Annotated in this window: 18 protein-coding genes; 17 read left to right on the top strand and 1 reads right to left on the bottom strand. The window is 47.0% G+C overall.

Features of this window, described 5'->3' with window-relative positions; genetic code table 11:
• The first annotated feature begins 4 nt into the window (after positions 1-4).
• The 4 genes from qcrB to PODO_RS19970 all read left to right on the top strand — a co-directional run bounded on the left by qcrB (position 5) and on the right by PODO_RS19970 (position 3,370).
• A complete protein-coding gene (qcrB, locus tag PODO_RS19985) occupies positions 5-676 on the top strand; it encodes a menaquinol-cytochrome c reductase cytochrome b subunit (RefSeq protein ID WP_036676266.1) in 672 nt (223 codons plus the stop codon).
• Positions 677-702: 26 nt separating this feature from the next.
• Positions 703-1,575, top strand: a complete 873-nt coding sequence (locus PODO_RS19980) for a menaquinol-cytochrome c reductase cytochrome b/c subunit (protein WP_036676267.1) — start codon at positions 703-705, stop codon at positions 1,573-1,575.
• 91 nt (positions 1,576-1,666) lie between these two features.
• Positions 1,667-2,314 (top strand): DUF1405 domain-containing protein, encoded by a 648-nt coding sequence (locus PODO_RS19975; protein WP_051490910.1) that lies wholly within the window; start codon positions 1,667-1,669, stop codon positions 2,312-2,314.
• Between the two features lie 153 nt (positions 2,315-2,467).
• Positions 2,468-3,370 carry a sporulation protein YpjB gene (locus PODO_RS19970; protein ID WP_038572421.1) on the top strand — a complete coding sequence of 301 codons (903 nt, stop codon included), beginning with the start codon at positions 2,468-2,470 and terminating at the stop codon, positions 3,368-3,370.
• Positions 3,371-3,430: 60 nt separating this feature from the next.
• On the opposite strand, the gene PODO_RS19965 is transcribed toward PODO_RS19970, so the two are convergent.
• Positions 3,431-4,300, bottom strand: coding sequence for a YitT family protein (locus PODO_RS19965; RefSeq protein WP_036676270.1), 870 nt, complete (start codon positions 4,298-4,300; stop codon positions 3,431-3,433).
• 167 nt (positions 4,301-4,467) lie between these two features.
• Between PODO_RS19965 and PODO_RS19960 the strand changes: the two genes are divergently transcribed.
• The 13 genes from PODO_RS19960 (at position 4,468) to dinG (ending at position 17,100) form a co-directional block, all read left to right on the top strand.
• A complete protein-coding gene (locus tag PODO_RS19960; RefSeq protein ID WP_036676271.1) occupies positions 4,468-4,797 on the top strand; it encodes a nucleotide pyrophosphohydrolase in 330 nt (109 codons plus the stop codon).
• A 59-nt stretch (positions 4,798-4,856) separates the two neighbouring features.
• Positions 4,857-5,378 carry a tetratricopeptide repeat protein gene (locus tag PODO_RS19955; RefSeq protein ID WP_036676272.1) on the top strand — a complete coding sequence of 174 codons (522 nt, stop codon included), beginning with the start codon at positions 4,857-4,859 and terminating at the stop codon, positions 5,376-5,378.
• 34 nt (positions 5,379-5,412) lie between these two features.
• On the top strand, positions 5,413-6,216 hold the full coding sequence (gene dapB / locus PODO_RS19950) for a 4-hydroxy-tetrahydrodipicolinate reductase (RefSeq protein WP_036676273.1): 804 nt from the start codon (positions 5,413-5,415) through the stop codon (positions 6,214-6,216).
• A 15-nt stretch (positions 6,217-6,231) separates the two neighbouring features.
• Positions 6,232-6,654 (top strand): methylglyoxal synthase, encoded by a 423-nt coding sequence (mgsA, locus tag PODO_RS19945; protein WP_036676275.1) that lies wholly within the window; start codon positions 6,232-6,234, stop codon positions 6,652-6,654.
• Positions 6,651-7,343, top strand: a complete 693-nt coding sequence (gene bshB1 / locus PODO_RS19940) for a bacillithiol biosynthesis deacetylase BshB1 (protein ID WP_038572419.1) — start codon at positions 6,651-6,653, stop codon at positions 7,341-7,343. Before mgsA ends, bshB1 begins: the two co-directional genes overlap by 4 nt.
• Before the next feature lie 234 nt (positions 7,344-7,577).
• Entirely contained in the window at positions 7,578-8,738 is a 1,161-nt protein-coding gene (gene bshA / locus PODO_RS19935; RefSeq protein WP_038572418.1) for an N-acetyl-alpha-D-glucosaminyl L-malate synthase BshA, read from the top strand.
• A 10-nt stretch (positions 8,739-8,748) separates the two neighbouring features.
• On the top strand, positions 8,749-10,098 hold the full coding sequence (locus PODO_RS19930) for a CCA tRNA nucleotidyltransferase (protein WP_038572416.1): 1,350 nt from the start codon (positions 8,749-8,751) through the stop codon (positions 10,096-10,098).
• Positions 10,088-10,888, top strand: a complete 801-nt coding sequence (locus PODO_RS19925) for a biotin--[acetyl-CoA-carboxylase] ligase (protein WP_051490911.1) — start codon at positions 10,088-10,090, stop codon at positions 10,886-10,888. Before PODO_RS19930 ends, PODO_RS19925 begins: the two co-directional genes overlap by 11 nt.
• A gap of 337 nt (positions 10,889-11,225) precedes the next feature.
• Complete coding sequence (gene panB, locus PODO_RS19920) at positions 11,226-12,092, top strand: 3-methyl-2-oxobutanoate hydroxymethyltransferase (RefSeq protein WP_038572415.1); 867 nt, start codon at positions 11,226-11,228, stop codon at positions 12,090-12,092.
• On the top strand, positions 12,093-12,983 hold the full coding sequence (gene panC / locus PODO_RS19915) for a pantoate--beta-alanine ligase (protein ID WP_038572414.1): 891 nt from the start codon (positions 12,093-12,095) through the stop codon (positions 12,981-12,983). It abuts the gene before it with no gap.
• Complete coding sequence (gene panD / locus PODO_RS19910) at positions 12,976-13,359, top strand: aspartate 1-decarboxylase (protein ID WP_036676288.1); 384 nt, start codon at positions 12,976-12,978, stop codon at positions 13,357-13,359. Before panC ends, panD begins: the two co-directional genes overlap by 8 nt.
• 111 nt (positions 13,360-13,470) lie before the next feature.
• A complete protein-coding gene (locus PODO_RS19905; RefSeq protein ID WP_038572413.1) occupies positions 13,471-14,112 on the top strand; it encodes a tetratricopeptide repeat protein in 642 nt (213 codons plus the stop codon).
• Positions 14,113-14,238: 126 nt separating this feature from the next.
• Complete coding sequence (gene dinG, locus PODO_RS19900; RefSeq protein ID WP_038572412.1) at positions 14,239-17,100, top strand: ATP-dependent DNA helicase DinG; 2,862 nt, start codon at positions 14,239-14,241, stop codon at positions 17,098-17,100.
• Positions 17,101-17,131: the final 31 nt, after the last annotated feature.

The following is a 17,131-nucleotide window of genomic DNA, read 5'->3' as shown; positions in this document are numbered from 1 at the left end:
TCTGATGTTTAAAAATGTCTATAACTGGATTGACGAACGTCTGGATGTTACGCCAATTTGGAGAGACGTGGCCGATCACGAGGTTCCTGAGCATGTTAATCCGGCCCATCATTTCTCTGCGTTCGTGTATTGCTTTGGCGGACTGACCTTTTTTATTACAGTCATTCAGATTTTATCAGGTATGTTCTTAACGATGTATTATGTTCCGGACATTATTAATGCTTATGCTAGTGTTGAGTATTTACAGACAAGTGTTGCATTTGGACAGATTGTCCGCGGGATGCATCACTGGGGTGCAAGTCTAGTAATTGTTATGATGTTCCTTCATACGATGCGCGTCTTCTTTACAGGCTCTTACAAAGCGCCGCGTGAGATGAACTGGGTAGTTGGAATGCTGATTTTCTTCGTAATGTTGGGACTTGGTTTAACAGGTTACTTGTTGCCTTGGGATAATAAAGCTTATTTCGCAACAAAAGTAACTCTCGAAATAGCCAATTCTGTTCCAGTAATGGGGCCGGTGCTGAAGGAACTGATGCAAGGCGGAACGATTGTTGGCGCCGAAACCTTAACTCGGTTTTTCGCACTACATGTATTCTTCCTCCCAGCGGTGCTTCTTAGTCTGCTCGTAGGACACTTTATTATGATCCGCAGACAAGGGATTTCCGGACCGTTGTAAGTTAATCTGAGAGAGGAGGAATACGGATGGCGCATGGAAACAATTCTAAGGAAAAGGTTGTATATGTCGGTGATTCCAGAGTTCGCAAAGGGAACGGATTTATCACACCTCCGGACTACACGGCTTACCCCGGCAAATCGGAAGCCTTTATCCCTAACTTTCTATTGAAGGAATGGATGGTCGGAGTCGTTGTACTTGTAGGAATATTAGTACTTACTATTTCAGAGCCAGCTCCGCTAGGGTTTCCAGCAAATGCTAGTGCTACGGTTATCCCGATTCCTGACTGGTATTTCTTGTTTCTCTATCAGTATTTGAAGCTCCCTTATGCTTCGGGCGATTATATCGTTCTGGGTACACTAGGAGTTACTGGTGTGGCTTTTGGTTCACTTCTGTTGGCTCCTTTTTTGGATACGGGTAGAGAGCGTCGCTTTTACCGTAGGCCGATTGCTTCATCTTTGATGTTCTTGTCCCTAGCAGCAATTGTTTATTTGACCAATACAGCCTGGACTGAATATAAACATGAAATGGCTGAAACGGGTCAGATTCCTGAAGATGTTCAACGGGAAGAAAAGGCGGCGGAGAACAGGGCAAAAGGTCTTCCAACCTCCAGCGCCGTTAAGGCAAAAGAAGTAGCGATTGTGGACAAGGATGATCCAGCTATGGGGCTCTACAAACAAGCCACTTGTATCACCTGTCACGCAGCGGATTTGAAAGGGGCAGGCGGACCTTCGCTTCGCGGAGTTGGGGACACTCATGACAAAGAAGCAATCCTTACTATTATAAAAGAGGGTCAAGGGCAGATGCCAAAAATGTACGATACCGCGTTGGGAGCAGGTCTGTCAGAAGCGGATATCGATACCTTGGCCGGCTGGCTTGCCAAACAAAAAAGCGAACAGTAAAATAATGATAACGCAACCTGATCGTGCATGCGGTCAGGTTTTTGTATGTCTAAATGTAAAGTGCCACTACTTGGGGAGGTTAATAATCTGTATGCCAGTTCATTGGTTTAACAAACTGTTTAAGAACCGGGGAATTATTTGGTTGTTATTTATCGTAAATTTCCTGGGTACAATTTATGGCTACATATGGTATGGCAATCAACTGGAGTTCACTGCGGCTAATTATCCACACTGGCTGCTTCCATTTGTTCCGGATAGCCCAACCGCAAGTTTGTTTTTTACCTTAGCTCTGTTGCTGATGCTCTTCCCTCCAAAAAGCTACACAGGAAACAATGTAAGGGAACTTATTGAGGCTTTGGCGGTCGTTACGTCAGTGAAGTACGGGATATGGGCAGTGAGCATTATTTTTGCCGGGGGTTATCACGGTGATGTTTTGGTTTGGAAAGATTGGATGCTGGTAATCTCCCATACGGGGATGGCAGTTGAAGCGTTGATTTATGCAAGGTTTTTTTCTTTCCGCAAAATGATTCCATTAGCCTTACTATGGACACTCGCCAACGATATGCTGGATTATTCTTACGGAATCTATCCGTGGTTACCTTCTGTTTTGAACGATTATGTAATTCAGGTACAGTACTTTACTATGGCGCTTACGCTGCTTAGTGTTGCAGCTGCTTGGTTGTTTAGTAGAAGACAAAGACCGGTAGAGTCAATCTATCAGTTCAAGAATAGACGTTAGTAAGCAGTTCTATCCCTTGTCCCCCTGCCATACATTTAGAATTATAAGAAGTATAAGTTTTATACTATACTTTATCCTTATAATTTTACGAGAAACGAATATCGTCTTTAAAAGACGACAACGTCGTTTCTTCTTGGGTAGGAGGGGAGTTTCATGCTCCGCGGGAGATATTATGTAGTGGTTGTGCTAGTATTCTGCTGGCTACTGACCAGTATGGATGTTGTAAAGGCTTCAGCAGCGCTAGGGGATGATGGCGAAGGGTCTGGCAATGCTTCGAAGCAAAGCGCCGACGTTAGTTCGGGTAACGGTTTGGCAGTAATGAGCGGAAAGACTGGAGCACAGCAGCTGGAACAAGCCGCTGAGGCGTTGTATGGGTATGTTTTGGAAGGGGATGTAATGAAGGTCCGACAGGAGACCGAAGCGATCTCCAAGATCTTTGTGTCCACATCCTTTGAGGGAATGACCTCTGTGGAGGGGATTAATGCGTTGTCAGGGGTCATTATGGACCTGAAGGCTACCGTGGCAGGCGCGAAAATAAATCCACAGCAATGGGAAGCGGCAGCCGCCAAGCTACGTCTAGCTGCCAATAGTCTTAATCATCCGCGTCAGCCTATCTGGCTTCAGTACTACAAGCTGATTCGTGAGGATCTAAATGCGATGGAGCAAAGTGCGGTTGCAAATGATTTGGCGGGCTGGAAAACAGCTCTGGAAAGACTGCAGGGCAGGTATGATAACATCCGGCCGGCAGTGATTGTCTCCCGCCAGCCTGAAGTTGTGAGTGCTTTTGATTCTTGGCTCTCATATGCGGCCGGCATTCCTTCGTCCTCACAAAAAGTTGAACGTGCCCGCCTGCTTGAAATTGTATCTTATGGTCAGGATGCGGTAAGAGTGATGTTCGGAAAAGAGAAGGATGAACCCGCATTGTCCTTGCCGCTGGCATCGCAAGAATTTGGGATTTGGGGAGGGTTAGCAGCAAGCTTCATTATAGCTGCGTTAGCCTATGTAGCTTATCGCAAGTACCGTGGTCAGAATCAGAATTGGAAGCCGATTCCGTAGGGTGAAATTATAAACAGCAAAAAGGAGTGTGGGCTTGAAATGGCCTACACTCCTTTTTATTTAGGTTTCTCGAAAGCCTTCTCCATGTACGTCGTGTACATCGCTAATAATTACGAAGGCGCGTGGATCAACGGATTTGACCAGCAGACTTAGCCGGCGAATTTCTTGCCTTGAGACTACACAGTACACCATATATTTAGCTTGCTTGGAATAAGCACCAATGGCAGGGATGAGGGTTACACCACGATCCATTTCCGCTGTAATCAGATCGGCAATTTGCGGTGCATCATCACTGATAATTGTAAATGCCTTGGCGGCATAGGCACCTTCTTGGATAAAATCTATAACTCGTGATGAGATGAAAACTGCGACAAGTGTGTAAAGTATTTTTTCTTTAGGAATGTAGAGGATGGAAGAGCCAATAATAATAATGTCGATGGCCAAAATAATCTGCCCCATGCTCCAGCCAAAATTCCGTCCCAGAATTCTTGCGACAATATCAACACCACCTGTTGTACCCCCAAAACGGAATACTAGCCCAAGCCCCGTTCCAAGCGTTACTCCTGCGTACAGTGCCGCAAGAATAAAGTCGTGTTCGGTACTGAAGGGGATAATCCATCCCGCAGTAATCATTCGTTCGAAAACCCACAGGAAAAAGGTCAACGCCCCGATCCCTACACCTGTATACACAATTTGCCGCCCGCCTAGGACTTTCCAGCCCAGCAGAAACAAAGGAAGGTTGATCAGCAGTGTGGATAAAAAGATGGGAATACTAAAGGCATAATTAAGGAGAAGTGTGATCCCGGTTACGCCGCCTTCCATCAACTGATTTGGAATGATGAAATACAGTAGCCCGAAGGCATATACTGCGGCTCCGAGCAAGATGGGAGCGACTGTCTTGCTGATTGTAATTACCTTTTTTGAATTCATGAAATCCCTCGTTAGGCCTTTTGTAGGCAGTTTTTCTTTTCCTATAATAAGTATACCTTTTCTTGCGTGTGTTAAAATATTCAAAAAAGATTGTCTTCAAAACGTCTTTACGATAACATAGGGGCAAACAGAAGGCAAGATATACAGAGGGGGAGAAGTTACATTTTATGGACAAAAGTCTTGGTGACATACAGCGTGAAGTAGACGCTTATATATCGCAGTTTAAGGAAGGGTACTTCAGTCCACTCTCTATGCTGGCCCGCATGTCCGAGGAAGTCGGAGAACTGGCTAGAGAGGTCAATCATGAGTTCGGTGAGAAGCCTAAGAAGTCTGATGAAGCTGAGAATTCCATTGAACTTGAACTGGGAGATATTCTGTTTATTACCGTTTGTTTTGCAAATTCTCTCGGGATAGACCTGACGGAAGCGCATAATAAGGTAATGCATAAATTTAATACCCGTGATGCGGGACGTTGGACACCGAAAGACACCGATTAGGCCTCTATAACATATGCTGTACCAAACGAACGGGATTTAGCCGTGAGGATGGTGAGTATATGGATCATAAGGATTATGTAAGAGAGGCTTACCGCTCGATATTGCGCAGTGACTTTGCCGAAGCTATTGTTTGCTTCGAGTCTGCAATTGCGGCAAGCCCTGCTGATGCCGAGGTTAGATATCGTTGTTCCATAACGTATGCCCGCAGTGGTATGCTAGATAAAGCTTTAGTTCATGCTCAGGCTGCTGTAAAGCTGGACACCAGCAAACCTGAGTATAGTCTGCATCTGCAGCATTTGCAGGCTATGATGCATGTACAGGAAGCCAAACGGTTGATAGAAGATGAAGACAACAAAACTCGCAACCCTTATCATCCGATTACACTGCTCAAAGAGGCGATTACCCTTGATCCATTATATGGGGATGCTTATGTATGGCTTGCTATCGCGCATAGTCGAGTGAATGAACATTTACAGGCTATGACTGCCTTAAAAGAAGTGATTTCGTTACATCCGGATGATTCTGGCTTGCGGGAATTGATGAGAGACCTTCAGAAATCCATACAATCGTATATGCAATAACTATATAACTAGTGAGAGCGAGGATGGAAAAAATATGAATAACAAGATCAGGGTCGTTGTATCCGGCGCAGGCGGAAGAATGGGTAAAGAGGTTGTTAAACTTGTATTGCAGGACGAAGAGCTGGAGTTAGCAGCAGCAGTAGATCGTTCTTCGGGCGATATTGATGCAGGGCGTCTGGTAGGTCTGGAAGACTCAGGCGTTATTGTAACTTCTGATCTTGAGGCCGCCCTCGCGGGAAGCAACGGAGATGTCCTTGTGGATTTCACTACACCACAGTCAGCGTATACGAATACAGCGCTAGCTATTAAGTACGGAGTGCGTCCGGTTATCGGTACAACCGGATTCACACCGGAGCAGATGGTGGAACTGGACAAGCAGTGTCAAGAACAGGGGATAGGCGGACTTATTGCTCCGAATTTCTCCATTGGGGCTATTCTATTGATGAAATTTGCGGCGCAAGCTTCAAAGTACTTCCCGCATCTGGAAATTATAGAGTATCATGGTGACCAGAAACTGGATGCTCCATCCGGAACTGCGGTCAAAACCGCAGAGATGATTTCGGAAGTTCGTGAGGAACTTCGTCAAGGTAATCCTAAAGAGGAAGAAACCATTGAAGGTGCCCGTGGTGGTTACTATAACGGATTCCGGATACATAGTGTCCGTCTTCCTGGTGTGTTTGCTCAAGAAGAAGTGATTTTTGGCGGATTCGGACAATCCTTGAAGATTCGCCATGATTCTTATGAGCGTGCGGGATATATGCCAGGCGTTAAGATGGGTATTGAAAAGGTAATGGGATATACAGGCTTGATCTATGGATTCGAGCACTTTATAGAATAGACAGGAGAGAACACCATGTTAAAGATCGCATTTATTGCCCACGATCGTAAAAAAGATGAAATCGTAAATTTTGTATTAGCTTATGAACATGTATTTGAAGGTCATGAACTTTTTTCTACAGGGACTACTGGCCAACGGATTATGGATGTAACTAACTTAAAAATTCATCGTTACATGTCTGGTCCATTAGGTGGAGATCAGCAAATCGGTGCAATGGTAGCACAGGATGAACTGGATCTTATTATTTTCATGCGTGATCCATTAATGGCGCAGCCACATGAACCTGATATTTCAGCTCTACTTCGTCTATGTGACGTATACGGGATACCAGTAGCTACGAATATTGCCACAGCGGAGGTTCTTGTGAAGGCGATTGATCGTGGTGATTTTGCTTGGCGTGCACTGGTTCATAAATACAAACCAGGTGTTGATGAATGAAGCTGGACATTCTTGTATTTGGTGCGCATGCAGATGATGCGGAGATCGGTATGGCAGGAACAATTGCAAAACATACCGCTGCGGGACTTAAGGTGGGACTTTGCGATTTAACAGCCGCGGAAATGTCATCGAACGGTACAGTAGAACTTCGCAAGCAAGAAGCGCAGCAAGCTGCAGACCTTCTCGGAGCATCCGTGCGGACAAACCTGGGTCTGCCAGATAGAGGGCTTTTTATTACAGCAGAGCATGTGGCGGCTGTGACTGCTGAAATTCGCCGCTTTTCTCCTACGATAGTTTTTGCTCCTTATTGGGAAGATCGTCATCCCGATCATATCGCCTGTAGCAAGCTGGTGGAAGAGGCTGTTTTTAATGCCAAGCTACGTAAATATATGCCGGACAAGCCGGCAATTCCTGCTCCACAGCTGTACTTCTATTTTATCAATGATTTAGGACGTACCGATCTTATTGTTGATGTTACTGAGCAATATGGCTTGAAGGAGCAGGCGTTGTCCTGCTATCGCTCCCAGTTCACCAAACCTCCGGGTGAGGATGCTGTATCCACACCGTTAACGGAAGGCTACATTGAACGAGTCCGTTCGAGAGATATGCTGCTTGGCCAGCGCAGGCTGATTCCTTATGCAGAAGGGTTTGCAACCAAGGTACCTCATACGGTGGAATTGTTTACTTAAGGAACGGATATAACGAAGTTTGTATGATAATATAATAAGCTGATTATGATTGATCCAGGAGTGCTTGGAATTAATACGCCATTGCGCTCCTGAGAGCTTTTTTTGAACAGCTTAGAGAAATAAAGTCCTGTGATTTTGAAAGAAACGGTGTTCGCTTCGCTTTTTTGAAAGCGGCCGACAAACAATAGATGATTCATTACACGAATCAATACTGGAGAAGAAGGAGACAGGAAGATGGATCGTATGCTGAAAATAGGAATTACCTGTTATCCGTCTCTTGGCGGTTCAGGCGTAGTTGCGACTGAATTAGGTAAACTCTTGGCCGAGAAGGGTCATGAAGTTCATTTTATTACACATAGTATCCCGTTCCGGTTGGGAACGTTTCAGAAAAATATTTTTTACCATGAGGTAGAAGTAAACGATTATTATGTATTCCGCTATCCCCCGTACGATCTAGCGCTTGCTACGAAGATGGCTCAGGTTGCCAAAATGCAAAATCTGGATCTTCTCCATGTTCACTATGCAGTGCCACACGCAGTGTGTGCTTTCCTTGCAAAGCAAATGCTTGGGAACGATATGAAGGTTGTAACGACTTTGCATGGCACGGATATAACGGTGCTTGGTCAGGATGAATCGCTTAAAGATTTGATTCGCCTGGGGATTAATGAAAGTGATGCCGTTACGGCGGTCTCTCAGGATCTTATTAGAGAAACAAGGGATGTCCTCGATATTACCCGCGACATTGATCTCACTTATAACTTCGTGGATCATCGGGTCTATTATCCGCGTGATGTAACGGATCTGCGGGGAGATTTCGCAGCGCCTGATGAGAAGATTCTGATGCATATCAGTAATTTCCGTCCTGTAAAAAGAGTCAGCGATGTTGTTGACGTTTTTGCCAAAGTGAATCGTGAACTGCCTTCCCGCCTGCTGCTTGTAGGGGAAGGTCCGGATCTTCCCAAAATTCAAGCCAAAATTAGCGAAATGGGTCTGGAAGATAAAGTTCGTTTTCTGGGAAGGCAGGATGAAATCGCTCAGGTGATCTCTTTAGCTGATCTGCTTCTGCTTCCTTCCGAGAAGGAAAGCTTTGGTCTGGTTGCTCTGGAAGCAATGGCTTGCGGCGTACCGACGATTGGCTCGCAAACCGGAGGCATTCCTGAGCTTATAGAGCATGGAAAGACTGGATTCCTTGCACCGATTGGCGATACAACGACTATGGCTAAATATGCAGTTAAGCTCCTGTCGGATGAACGTATGGTGCAACAGTTTAGAGAAGCTTGTTTACAAACAGCCTGCAAAGATTTCTGTAAGGATTCGATAACGAAACAATATGAAGATATTTATTACCGGGTGCTGGGGCGCAAGGTACTTGGACTGGACCCAGTTCGGGGGTAAGGAGTCACATATGGAATGGACAATGGCACCTTCTGCGATGGCAATTGCAGCGGAGATTGTAATTTCCGAGTTAACCCAAAATGGCCACGAGGCTTATTGGGTTGGAGGATGTATTCGCGATGAGCTATTAGGTAGGCCAGTGCACGATATGGATATTACAACCTCAGCACTGCCGGAGGAAGTGATAGCTATCTTTGCGCGCAGTGTGCCAACAGGATTAGCTCATGGTACGGTCACCGTGATACAGGATGGTTGCGGGTTTGAAGTGACGACATACCGGACAGAAAGTGGTTATGTAGACCATCGTCGTCCTGAACATGTTTTTTTCGTGAACGATGTGAAGGAGGATCTTCGTCGTCGTGATTTCACGATCAACGCGATTTGCTGTGGATTAAATGGGGAACTTATTGATCCATTCGCAGGTGAGAAGGATCTACAGCTGCAGGTGATTCGCTGTGTAGGCGATGCGGAGGAGCGGTTTGACGAAGATGCGCTTCGCATGCTTCGCTGCATTCGTTTTGCATCGGTGCTGGATTTCTCCATCGCGAAGAACACGTGGAGGGGCCTGATGCGCCAGCGGGATAAGCTGGCGCATATTGCTGTGGAGCGTGTCCGCGCGGAGCTGGACCGCATCGTCGAGGGGCCGCATCCTCTGCGCGGCCTAGGCATGCTAGCGCGCTGCGAGCTGCTGGCGCGCGGCAAAGCCCCGTTCCCCTGGACCGGAACCGATATGGCGGCTGCTGCCGCCTTAACGGCCGGGATCGGGGAACTGGAGAGCGCCCGCCTGCGGTGGGCGCTTCTCCTCCATGCCCTGAAGCAGTCGGCCCAAGAGGCCGATGTGCTGCTGCGGGCATGGACGTTCTCGGGGACGACGCGGAGCGGCGTCGTCCAGGTGCTGCGGGTCCGCGAAGCTTGGACCGCTGCGCTAGAGGGCATGCCGCCGGATATGGGCGGCATGGAAGGTCTGCGGCGGCAATGGATCGCCGCCGTGCTGGCCTTCGGCGTGGAAGCCGCCGAAGGGTGGCTCTCGCTGCTGGCGATACTGCCAGCAGCCGCACCTACTCTTCCCACTGCGGCCTCTTCTGCCTTTTCCATCGTGGAATCGCCAGAGGCTGCAACCGCACCTGCCGCTGTAAATGTACAAGCGGCAAGAGAATGGATCGCGCAAATGCCGCTAACCAGCCTTTCGGAGCTTGAGATTACAGGCAATGAGCTGCTGGAGTCTTTGGACAAACGTCCGGGACCATGGCTCGGCAAAATGTTAAATGGACTCCTGCAAGCGGTCGCTTCAGGTGATTTACCTAACGATAAACAATTATTGCTGCTTGAAGCAAAAAGGATGGATGGACATGAGCGATGATAAAGCGCTGTCGCTAACTGAGCTGAAGCGAGAGACCTCCGCTTCGAATTGGATAGGCAACGTTCAGTTGCTGGAATCTGTGGTGTCCACTCAAGAAGAAGCTAAGTTTTTAGCGGAAAACGGCGCGCCGGAAGGAACAACCGTCATCGCAGAAGAACAGACGGGTGCCCGAGGCCGAATGGGAAGAAAGTGGTTCTCTCCCCGTGGCAAGGGCATTTGGATGAGTATTGTGTTACGGCCCCAATTACCCTTGTCGGAGACTCCGCAGCTGACATTGCTGGCTGGAGTTGCCGTCTGCAAGGCAATTCGACGGGTGACCGGTGTAGATGCCGGCATCAAATGGCCGAATGATCTGCTCGCAGGCGGTCGTAAGATTTGTGGAATTTTACTCGAATCTTCTCTAAGAGAAGGGGAGCTTCATTATTGCATTGCTGGAATTGGCATTTCCGCGAACATGACAGAGGAAGATTATCCCGATCATCTGCAGGAGGTCGCCACTTCACTTCGGATTGAGCGGGGGGGTGCTCCAGTTGACCGTTCTGAGCTGGTAAGGGCGGTTTTGGACGAACTGGATATGCATTACAATCTGTACATGAAGCAAGGTTTTAAACCTATAAAGGAGCTTTGGGAGTCCATGTCTGTGACTTTGGGGCGCCAGATCGCACTGAACAGCCCTCAGGGGCGTTCTGAAGGTGTGGTAGTGGGTTTGGATGAAATAGGTGGTCTACTGCTTAAAAACAGCTCAGGAGAGATCTCTAACGTATGCTCAGGTGAAATTGAACTTTTATAAGATTTATTTATATGACAGGGGTATCATCCCTTGTCATATTTTTTTCGTGTAATTCCGCGCTCTTTTTGATATACTATGGGTCGGAGGCGGTATCGTTTATCGAACTGTACTCTTGAATTGTAGAACTTTTTATATTTTTTATTACTGAAAGTACCTTCATAACTGCGTTTGACGGTTACGTTGGATTCTGCTCTGAGCCGTAAGGACCGAGACAGAAGGGACGATCGCAAGTGACTCTTTTTTGCCCTTCGGACCTTTTTAGCAAATGATTGCTAAAAGGTTTTTTTGTTGCGATTTTTACGGGCAGGTTACTTAAAAAAGGAGGACGAAAAGAGAAATGACAAACAAACAAGCACTAAATATTGTAAAAATGAAAAAAATGAAAGCAGAAGGTGTGCCACTGAGCATGCTGACCGCTTATGATTATCCATCTGCAGTTCTTGCAGAAGAAGCAGGTATCGACCTTATTTTGGTTGGTGACTCTCTTGGGAATGTAGTCCTTGGATACAATACAACTTTACCGGTAACGATTGAAGATATGGTGTACCATACCCGCTCGGTAACTCGAGGAGCACAAAGTACATTTATCGTGGCTGATATGCCATTTATGACGTATCACGGGAGTATAGATGAAACCCTGCGGGGTGTGCGCAGATTGATGCAGGAAGGGCGGGCTCATGCCGTCAAAATGGAAGGTGGACTTGAGATTTGTGAGACTGTAGCTACGGTTGTGGCTGCGGGAGTCCCTGTGCTGGGACACATCGGGCTTACTCCTCAATCCGTGAATATGATTGGTGGCTACCGGATTCAAGGCAAAGACGCCAAGGATGCCCAACGCCTGATGGATGAAGCTAAGGCGCTTGAGGCAGCAGGTGCTTTTGCAATCGTTTTGGAGCTGGTAACGGAAGAAGTAGCCCATGCAATCTCTGAAGCGCTTAGCATCCCAACCATTGGGATTGGTGCAGGCCGTTACTGTGATGGACAGGTATTGGTTTTCCATGATTTGCTGCGTTATGCCTCACCTTATCGTGAGAAACGTTTTGTCAAAACCTATGCGGATGTGGGTAATGTGATCCGTGAGGGCATCAGCCAGTATGTGAAGGAAGTGAAGGAACGTTCCTTCCCAGATGAAGGTCACGTTTTTAATGCAGATGAAACAGTCTTGGAATCTTTATATGGCGCTGCCAGAAAGGAAGGGAAATAAATGAGAGTGGTCAGAAGCATTGAGCAGCTGCGCGAAGCTTTGGAGTATATGAGACAAGGCGGGCACGCCCCGATTGGGTTCGTTCCTACGATGGGATACTTGCATGACGGACATGCCAGTCTGCTTCGCCGGGCTGGAGAAATGAGCAACACAGTGGTAATGAGCATTTTTGTGAATCCTTTGCAATTCGGGCCAAACGAGGATTATGATTCCTATCCGCGTGACGAGCGTCGTGATTTGGAACTCGCTGAACGTGAGGGAGTAGATATTGTATTTATCCCCAGTGTGGAAGAAATGTATCCGCAGCCTACTCGGACTACTGTCTCGGTATCGGAGCTTACTACCCGGCTATGTGGGGCTTCCCGCCCTGGGCATTTTGATGGTGTAACCACAGTGGTTAATAAATTCTTCAATATTGTACAGCCGGATTATGCTTTCTTTGGGCTGAAGGATGCTCAACAAGTTGCTGTCCTTCGCCGAATGGTGTCCGATCTTAATATGAATGTCGAAATTATCCCTTGTCCGATCGTTCGTGAAGGGGATGGACTTGCGCTCAGCTCACGTAACGTATTCTTGTCTCCAGAGGAGCGTAGTCAGGCATTGGTGTTATCTCGTTCCTTACGTGAAGCACGTCAGTCTATTGAAGAAGGAAAAGTAAGAACCGTTGCTGAAGTGCGGGAATTGTTGACATCGGTTATTTCCAGCTCTCCTCTAGCGGTGATTGATTATGCGGAGATCCTAACATTCCCTGATCTTGAAGGATTAGAGGATGAAGCTCTTTTATCAGAAGTGGATGGGGAAATTATTATAGCGCTTGCCGTGAAGTTTGGCAGAACACGCTTGATTGATAATAATGTATTTATTCCAAAGGAGGTTGCTGCACTTGTTTAGACATATGATGAAATCCAAAATTCACCGCGCAACAGTAACGGAAGCGAATTTGAACTATGTGGGCAGTATTACCATTGATGAGAGCTTGATGGAAGCCGCGGACATTCTTGAGAATGAAAAAGTTCAAATTGTGGATAACAACAATGGTTCGCGACTGGAGACCTATGTAATTCCTGGACCGCGTGGAAGCGGAGTGATCTGTCTCAATGGTGCCGCAGCTCGTCTTGTTCAGCCGGGCGATACAGTAATTATCATTTCGTATGCGATGTTGTCCTCGGAAGAACTGGAGTCACATAAGCCAACGGTGGTATTCGTGGATGAGAATAACAAACCAGTGAAGCTGGCTGATCATGAATTGCATGCTACAATCGCTTAATGTATGGACTTACGCCATGTAATGAATGGCAGGGATGAAAGACCCCGATCTCGCAGAAAATGAAGTCAGGCAAGCTGAACTGATTTCATCTTCAGTAAGGGGGGATAGCCCATGTTTCAACATTTGTTTGCTGAAATGAACAAGGTGCTTCAGGAGATCGTAACAGATTACCCTACAGCGGAGGGTGCCCGCCGGAACGAGCTTTTATGCAATTATAATATGCTGCATAGACTGAGCGATAAAGTGATGGATGAATGGCTCGCTTTTGCTGAGAAGCTAAGTCACTTTCGCGAAAGTGCGGATTTTACAGCAGTGGTCGAAGAGGAAGTGCCGGAACAGGAAGCACCAGAGCTGTGTATGGATTCCTTTGTAAGAGGTCAGGGATATTATAAGCTGCTGATGTATGGAAAGTGTATTGATCAGTTTAAAGAAGTTATTGCGCAATACCCGGATAGCTTGGCTGCTCGATTATATTTAGCCATCTCTTATCTGCAGGAAGGTGACGGTGAAGCCGCTTGGAGTCATCTGAACCATATGCTGGGCTTGATACGGGAGACCAAGCTGAAAGCCATGGTATATAATGCTTTAGGCTGCATACGAGCCTCACAGGAACGTTTTAATGAAGCGCAGGAATTGTTTGACCTTGCCTTGCAGCATGACCCGGCGCTTCCGGAGCCAAACGTTAACTTAGAGGTATGCCGCCGTCGTGGAGGGAAGCTGCATTTTGGAAATCAGCTGGTTTCCCTTTTGTAAAAGAATAACGGTTTTGGAAATTTCTATTCAAGCGATGCATCCCCTGAACCAGTGGTGTGCATCGCCTTTTTTCGCAACTTCTGTTATGCTGATTAAGAGTCTCAATTGAAAGGGAATAGAATTATAATGAAATTTGCCGTGCTTGATTTTGAAACAACAGGAACCCAATCCGTGGGTGAAATTATCCAGGTTGGCCTTGCAATTATAGAAGAAGACCGGTCCATCTCCCGGGTATATGGTTCCTATGTCAAGCCCGGAACGCCGATTCCTCCTTTTATAACAGGTCTGACGGGGATTACCGATGATGATGTGAAGGATGCGCCTGAGCTGGATGAGATGATGATGGAGCTAGTTCCGCTCTTGGATGATGTTGTGCTTGTAGGGCATAATGTCGCTTTCGACTTCCATTTTTTACAAAATGCTTTAGATCGTTGTGGTTATTTGCCATTTCAAGGGCGGATTTTGGATACGATTGATTTTCTGAAAATTTGCTTTCCTTCGCTCACATCTTATCAGCTAGGCTCTGTCAGTGCTCATTTTGGAGTGACACATGATCGTCCGCATCAGGCAGATAGTGATGCACTTGCGACTGCTTTAGTGCTGTTGAAATGTCTGGAGGAGCTCTACGAGCTGCCGCTGCTTACGATCCAGAGACTCTGTGAGCTGTTTACCGAAGAGGATAGTGATCTGGGCTGGTACTTTGATGGTCTGCTGCGAGAGCGGGAAGCGGAGACGCTACAGCCCGAAGGTGATCTGACTTTCTATCGTCAATTAGCGCTTGCAGTAGGAGACTGGACGGAGTTAGCGCCACCTAGAGATGAGCATGCTGAGAATCCGCTAGCGAATTTATCTTTTACTGATTATATGGACGAAGTAACCAAACGACTTAAAGACACATTACCGCAGTATGAAAGCCGGGAAGCTCAGGATATTATGATCAATGAGGTGATGACGGCACTTGCCGAAGACAAACACCTACTGATCGAAGCGGGCACAGGAACCGGTAAATCGCTCGGTTATTTGTTGCCTGCCATTTATCAAAGCGTTCGCACCAATGAAAAAGTCATGGTCAGCACTCATACCATTAATCTGCAGGATCAATTGCGCGAGCGGGATATCCCTTTGTTAACGCAGGTAGTTCCTTTTCCGTTTAAAGCTGCTATTTTTAAGGGAAGAGGACATTATTTGTGTCTGCGTAAGTTTGAGCATAAAATTAATAAAAAGGACTTTATAAGCCCAAGGGAAGATGCGCTTACTGCAGCTCAGATGATCGTATGGCTCACTCAAAGTGAATCAGGGGATGATGAAGAGCTGAATTTAAGCGGCCGGGGCGGTGATTTCTGGGAGACGGTGGCAAGCGATACCGATTCCTGTCTGGGCCGTTCCTGCCCGTGGTTCCGCAAATGCTATTATCATAGGGCCAAGCATGAAGCTGGGATTGCTGACGTGGTTATTACGAACCATTCCAAGCTATTCGCAGATGTTAAAGCTGGGCACCAGCTGCTTCCGGCTTACGAGCATCTTGTAATTGATGAAGCACATCATTTAGAAGATGTGGCTGGTAAACATCTTGGCATGCATATGAAGCATTTCACTGTGGCACACACGTTATCGCGACTGTATAAAGATAGCCGAAACGGACAGCTTCCTGCTCTGCGCCAGATCTTACAGTCGTCAGGCAGTGAAGAGGCTTCAGAATGGAGCGGAGTCATCGATCGGATCTACCCGGATCTGCTTACCGTCAAAGAAACCTGGGATGCACTCAGCGACAAGCTGTTCAGCCTTTTGCCGGAACGCAGTGATGCAGCAGCAGGGGAAGCGGGGCAACTGGTTATGCGTTTGCTTCCTGCCCGTAAGCCGAAGGATTGGGATGAATTAGTTGCGCTTGAGAACACTATGAATCTGACGTTAAGCGCCATCATCCGTAAGGGTGATAAAATGCTTAATGAGATGCGTGACCAGGAAAGCCAATCCTCAGCAGACAGTCTTGTTACTGATATTAGCGGTTTATTTAAGGATTTGGCTTCCATACGTGAGCAAGTAAGATTCTTTATGGGGCTGAATGACGATAATGTAGTATATTGGCTGGAGGCAAATGGAAATTACCGCAGCAAATCACTGCAGATGTATGCCGTCCCTGTGGATGTTAGCAGCCAGCTTAAAGAGTTGTTCTTCGATAAGAAAAAAAGCATCGTGCTTACCTCGGCGACGCTGTCTGTAGATAAATCTTTTCAGTTTATGATTGATAATCTCGGACTTAACGAAGCTGCGGAAGAGGGACGTCTAATGACCTCACTCCTTCCATCTCCCTTTAAGTATCGCGAGCAGGCGCTGCTAGTTATACCGCGTGATTTTCCTAGTGTGAAGGGCAGTGTGGGCGATGCTCGATTTGTCGATACACTCGTACAGTCGTTAGCAGAAGCTGCCAAAACAACACGTGGGCGGATGCTGGTTCTGTTTACTTCTTATAAAATGCTGCGTCAGGTATATGATCCGCTTAAAGAGGCTTTGGCCTCACAAGAGATTACGGTGCTTGGTCAAGGCGTGGAAGGTGGCAGCCGGAGCAAGCTGATCCGCCGCTTTCAGGACAGTGCAGCATCCGTTCTGCTGGGGACGAGCAGCTTCTGGGAAGGTGTAGATATTCCAGGTGAAGCACTGACTTGCCTGGCCATCGTGAGACTTCCGTTTCAACCGCCGAATCACCCGTTGGCGGAAGCGAAGTCGGAGTTATTGCAGGCTCAGAAGAAGAATCCATTCATGAAATTGTCTGTTCCTCAAGCGGTTATTCGTTTTAAGCAGGGATTCGGAAGACTGGTTCGCACGGCGCAGGATCGCGGAATAGTTATTGTTTATGATACAAGGGTTATTGAATCTCATTACGGGAAGTATTTCCTTTATTCATTGCCTGGTCCCAAAATGGAGCATATGCTGACTGATCAAATGGTCCCCCGCATAGCGGAATGGCTAGAGGATGGCGGCGCTTCTTAAAATGCTCGTCTTCAGTTTAGCTCCTCCTTAT

Source organism: Paenibacillus odorifer (assembly GCF_000758725.1).
GTDB classification, from domain to species: Bacteria; Bacillota; Bacilli; order Paenibacillales; family Paenibacillaceae; genus Paenibacillus_AQ; species Paenibacillus_AQ odorifer.
Note: the sequence above shows the minus strand (reverse complement) of the source record. Positions and strands in the feature narration are given on the sequence as shown.

Excerpts from the sequence above, each read along its gene's own strand:
- mgsA (WP_036676275.1), top strand. The coding sequence starts at position 6,232 with ATGTTAAAGATCGCATTTATTGCCCACGATCGTAAAAAAGATGAAATC.
- qcrB (WP_036676266.1), top strand. The coding sequence starts at position 5 with ATGTTTAAAAATGTCTATAACTGGATTGACGAACGTCTGGATGTTACG.
- PODO_RS19955 (WP_036676272.1), top strand. The coding sequence starts at position 4,857 with ATGGATCATAAGGATTATGTAAGAGAGGCTTACCGCTCGATATTGCGC.
- PODO_RS19975 (WP_051490910.1), top strand. The coding sequence starts at position 1,667 with ATGCCAGTTCATTGGTTTAACAAACTGTTTAAGAACCGGGGAATTATT.
- panB (WP_038572415.1), top strand. The coding sequence starts at position 11,226 with ATGACAAACAAACAAGCACTAAATATTGTAAAAATGAAAAAAATGAAA.
- PODO_RS19980 (WP_036676267.1), top strand. The coding sequence starts at position 703 with ATGGCGCATGGAAACAATTCTAAGGAAAAGGTTGTATATGTCGGTGAT.
- dinG (WP_038572412.1), top strand. The coding sequence starts at position 14,239 with ATGAAATTTGCCGTGCTTGATTTTGAAACAACAGGAACCCAATCCGTG.
- dapB (WP_036676273.1), top strand. The coding sequence starts at position 5,413 with ATGAATAACAAGATCAGGGTCGTTGTATCCGGCGCAGGCGGAAGAATG.
- PODO_RS19970 (WP_038572421.1), top strand. The coding sequence starts at position 2,468 with ATGCTCCGCGGGAGATATTATGTAGTGGTTGTGCTAGTATTCTGCTGG.
- PODO_RS19965 (WP_036676270.1), bottom strand. The coding sequence starts at position 4,300 with ATGAATTCAAAAAAGGTAATTACAATCAGCAAGACAGTCGCTCCCATC.
- bshA (WP_038572418.1), top strand. The coding sequence starts at position 7,578 with ATGGATCGTATGCTGAAAATAGGAATTACCTGTTATCCGTCTCTTGGC.
- bshB1 (WP_038572419.1), top strand. The coding sequence starts at position 6,651 with ATGAAGCTGGACATTCTTGTATTTGGTGCGCATGCAGATGATGCGGAG.
- PODO_RS19930 (WP_038572416.1), top strand. The coding sequence starts at position 8,749 with ATGGAATGGACAATGGCACCTTCTGCGATGGCAATTGCAGCGGAGATT.
- PODO_RS19925 (WP_051490911.1), top strand. The coding sequence starts at position 10,088 with ATGAGCGATGATAAAGCGCTGTCGCTAACTGAGCTGAAGCGAGAGACC.
- PODO_RS19905 (WP_038572413.1), top strand. The coding sequence starts at position 13,471 with ATGTTTCAACATTTGTTTGCTGAAATGAACAAGGTGCTTCAGGAGATC.
- PODO_RS19960 (WP_036676271.1), top strand. The coding sequence starts at position 4,468 with ATGGACAAAAGTCTTGGTGACATACAGCGTGAAGTAGACGCTTATATA.
- panC (WP_038572414.1), top strand. The coding sequence starts at position 12,093 with ATGAGAGTGGTCAGAAGCATTGAGCAGCTGCGCGAAGCTTTGGAGTAT.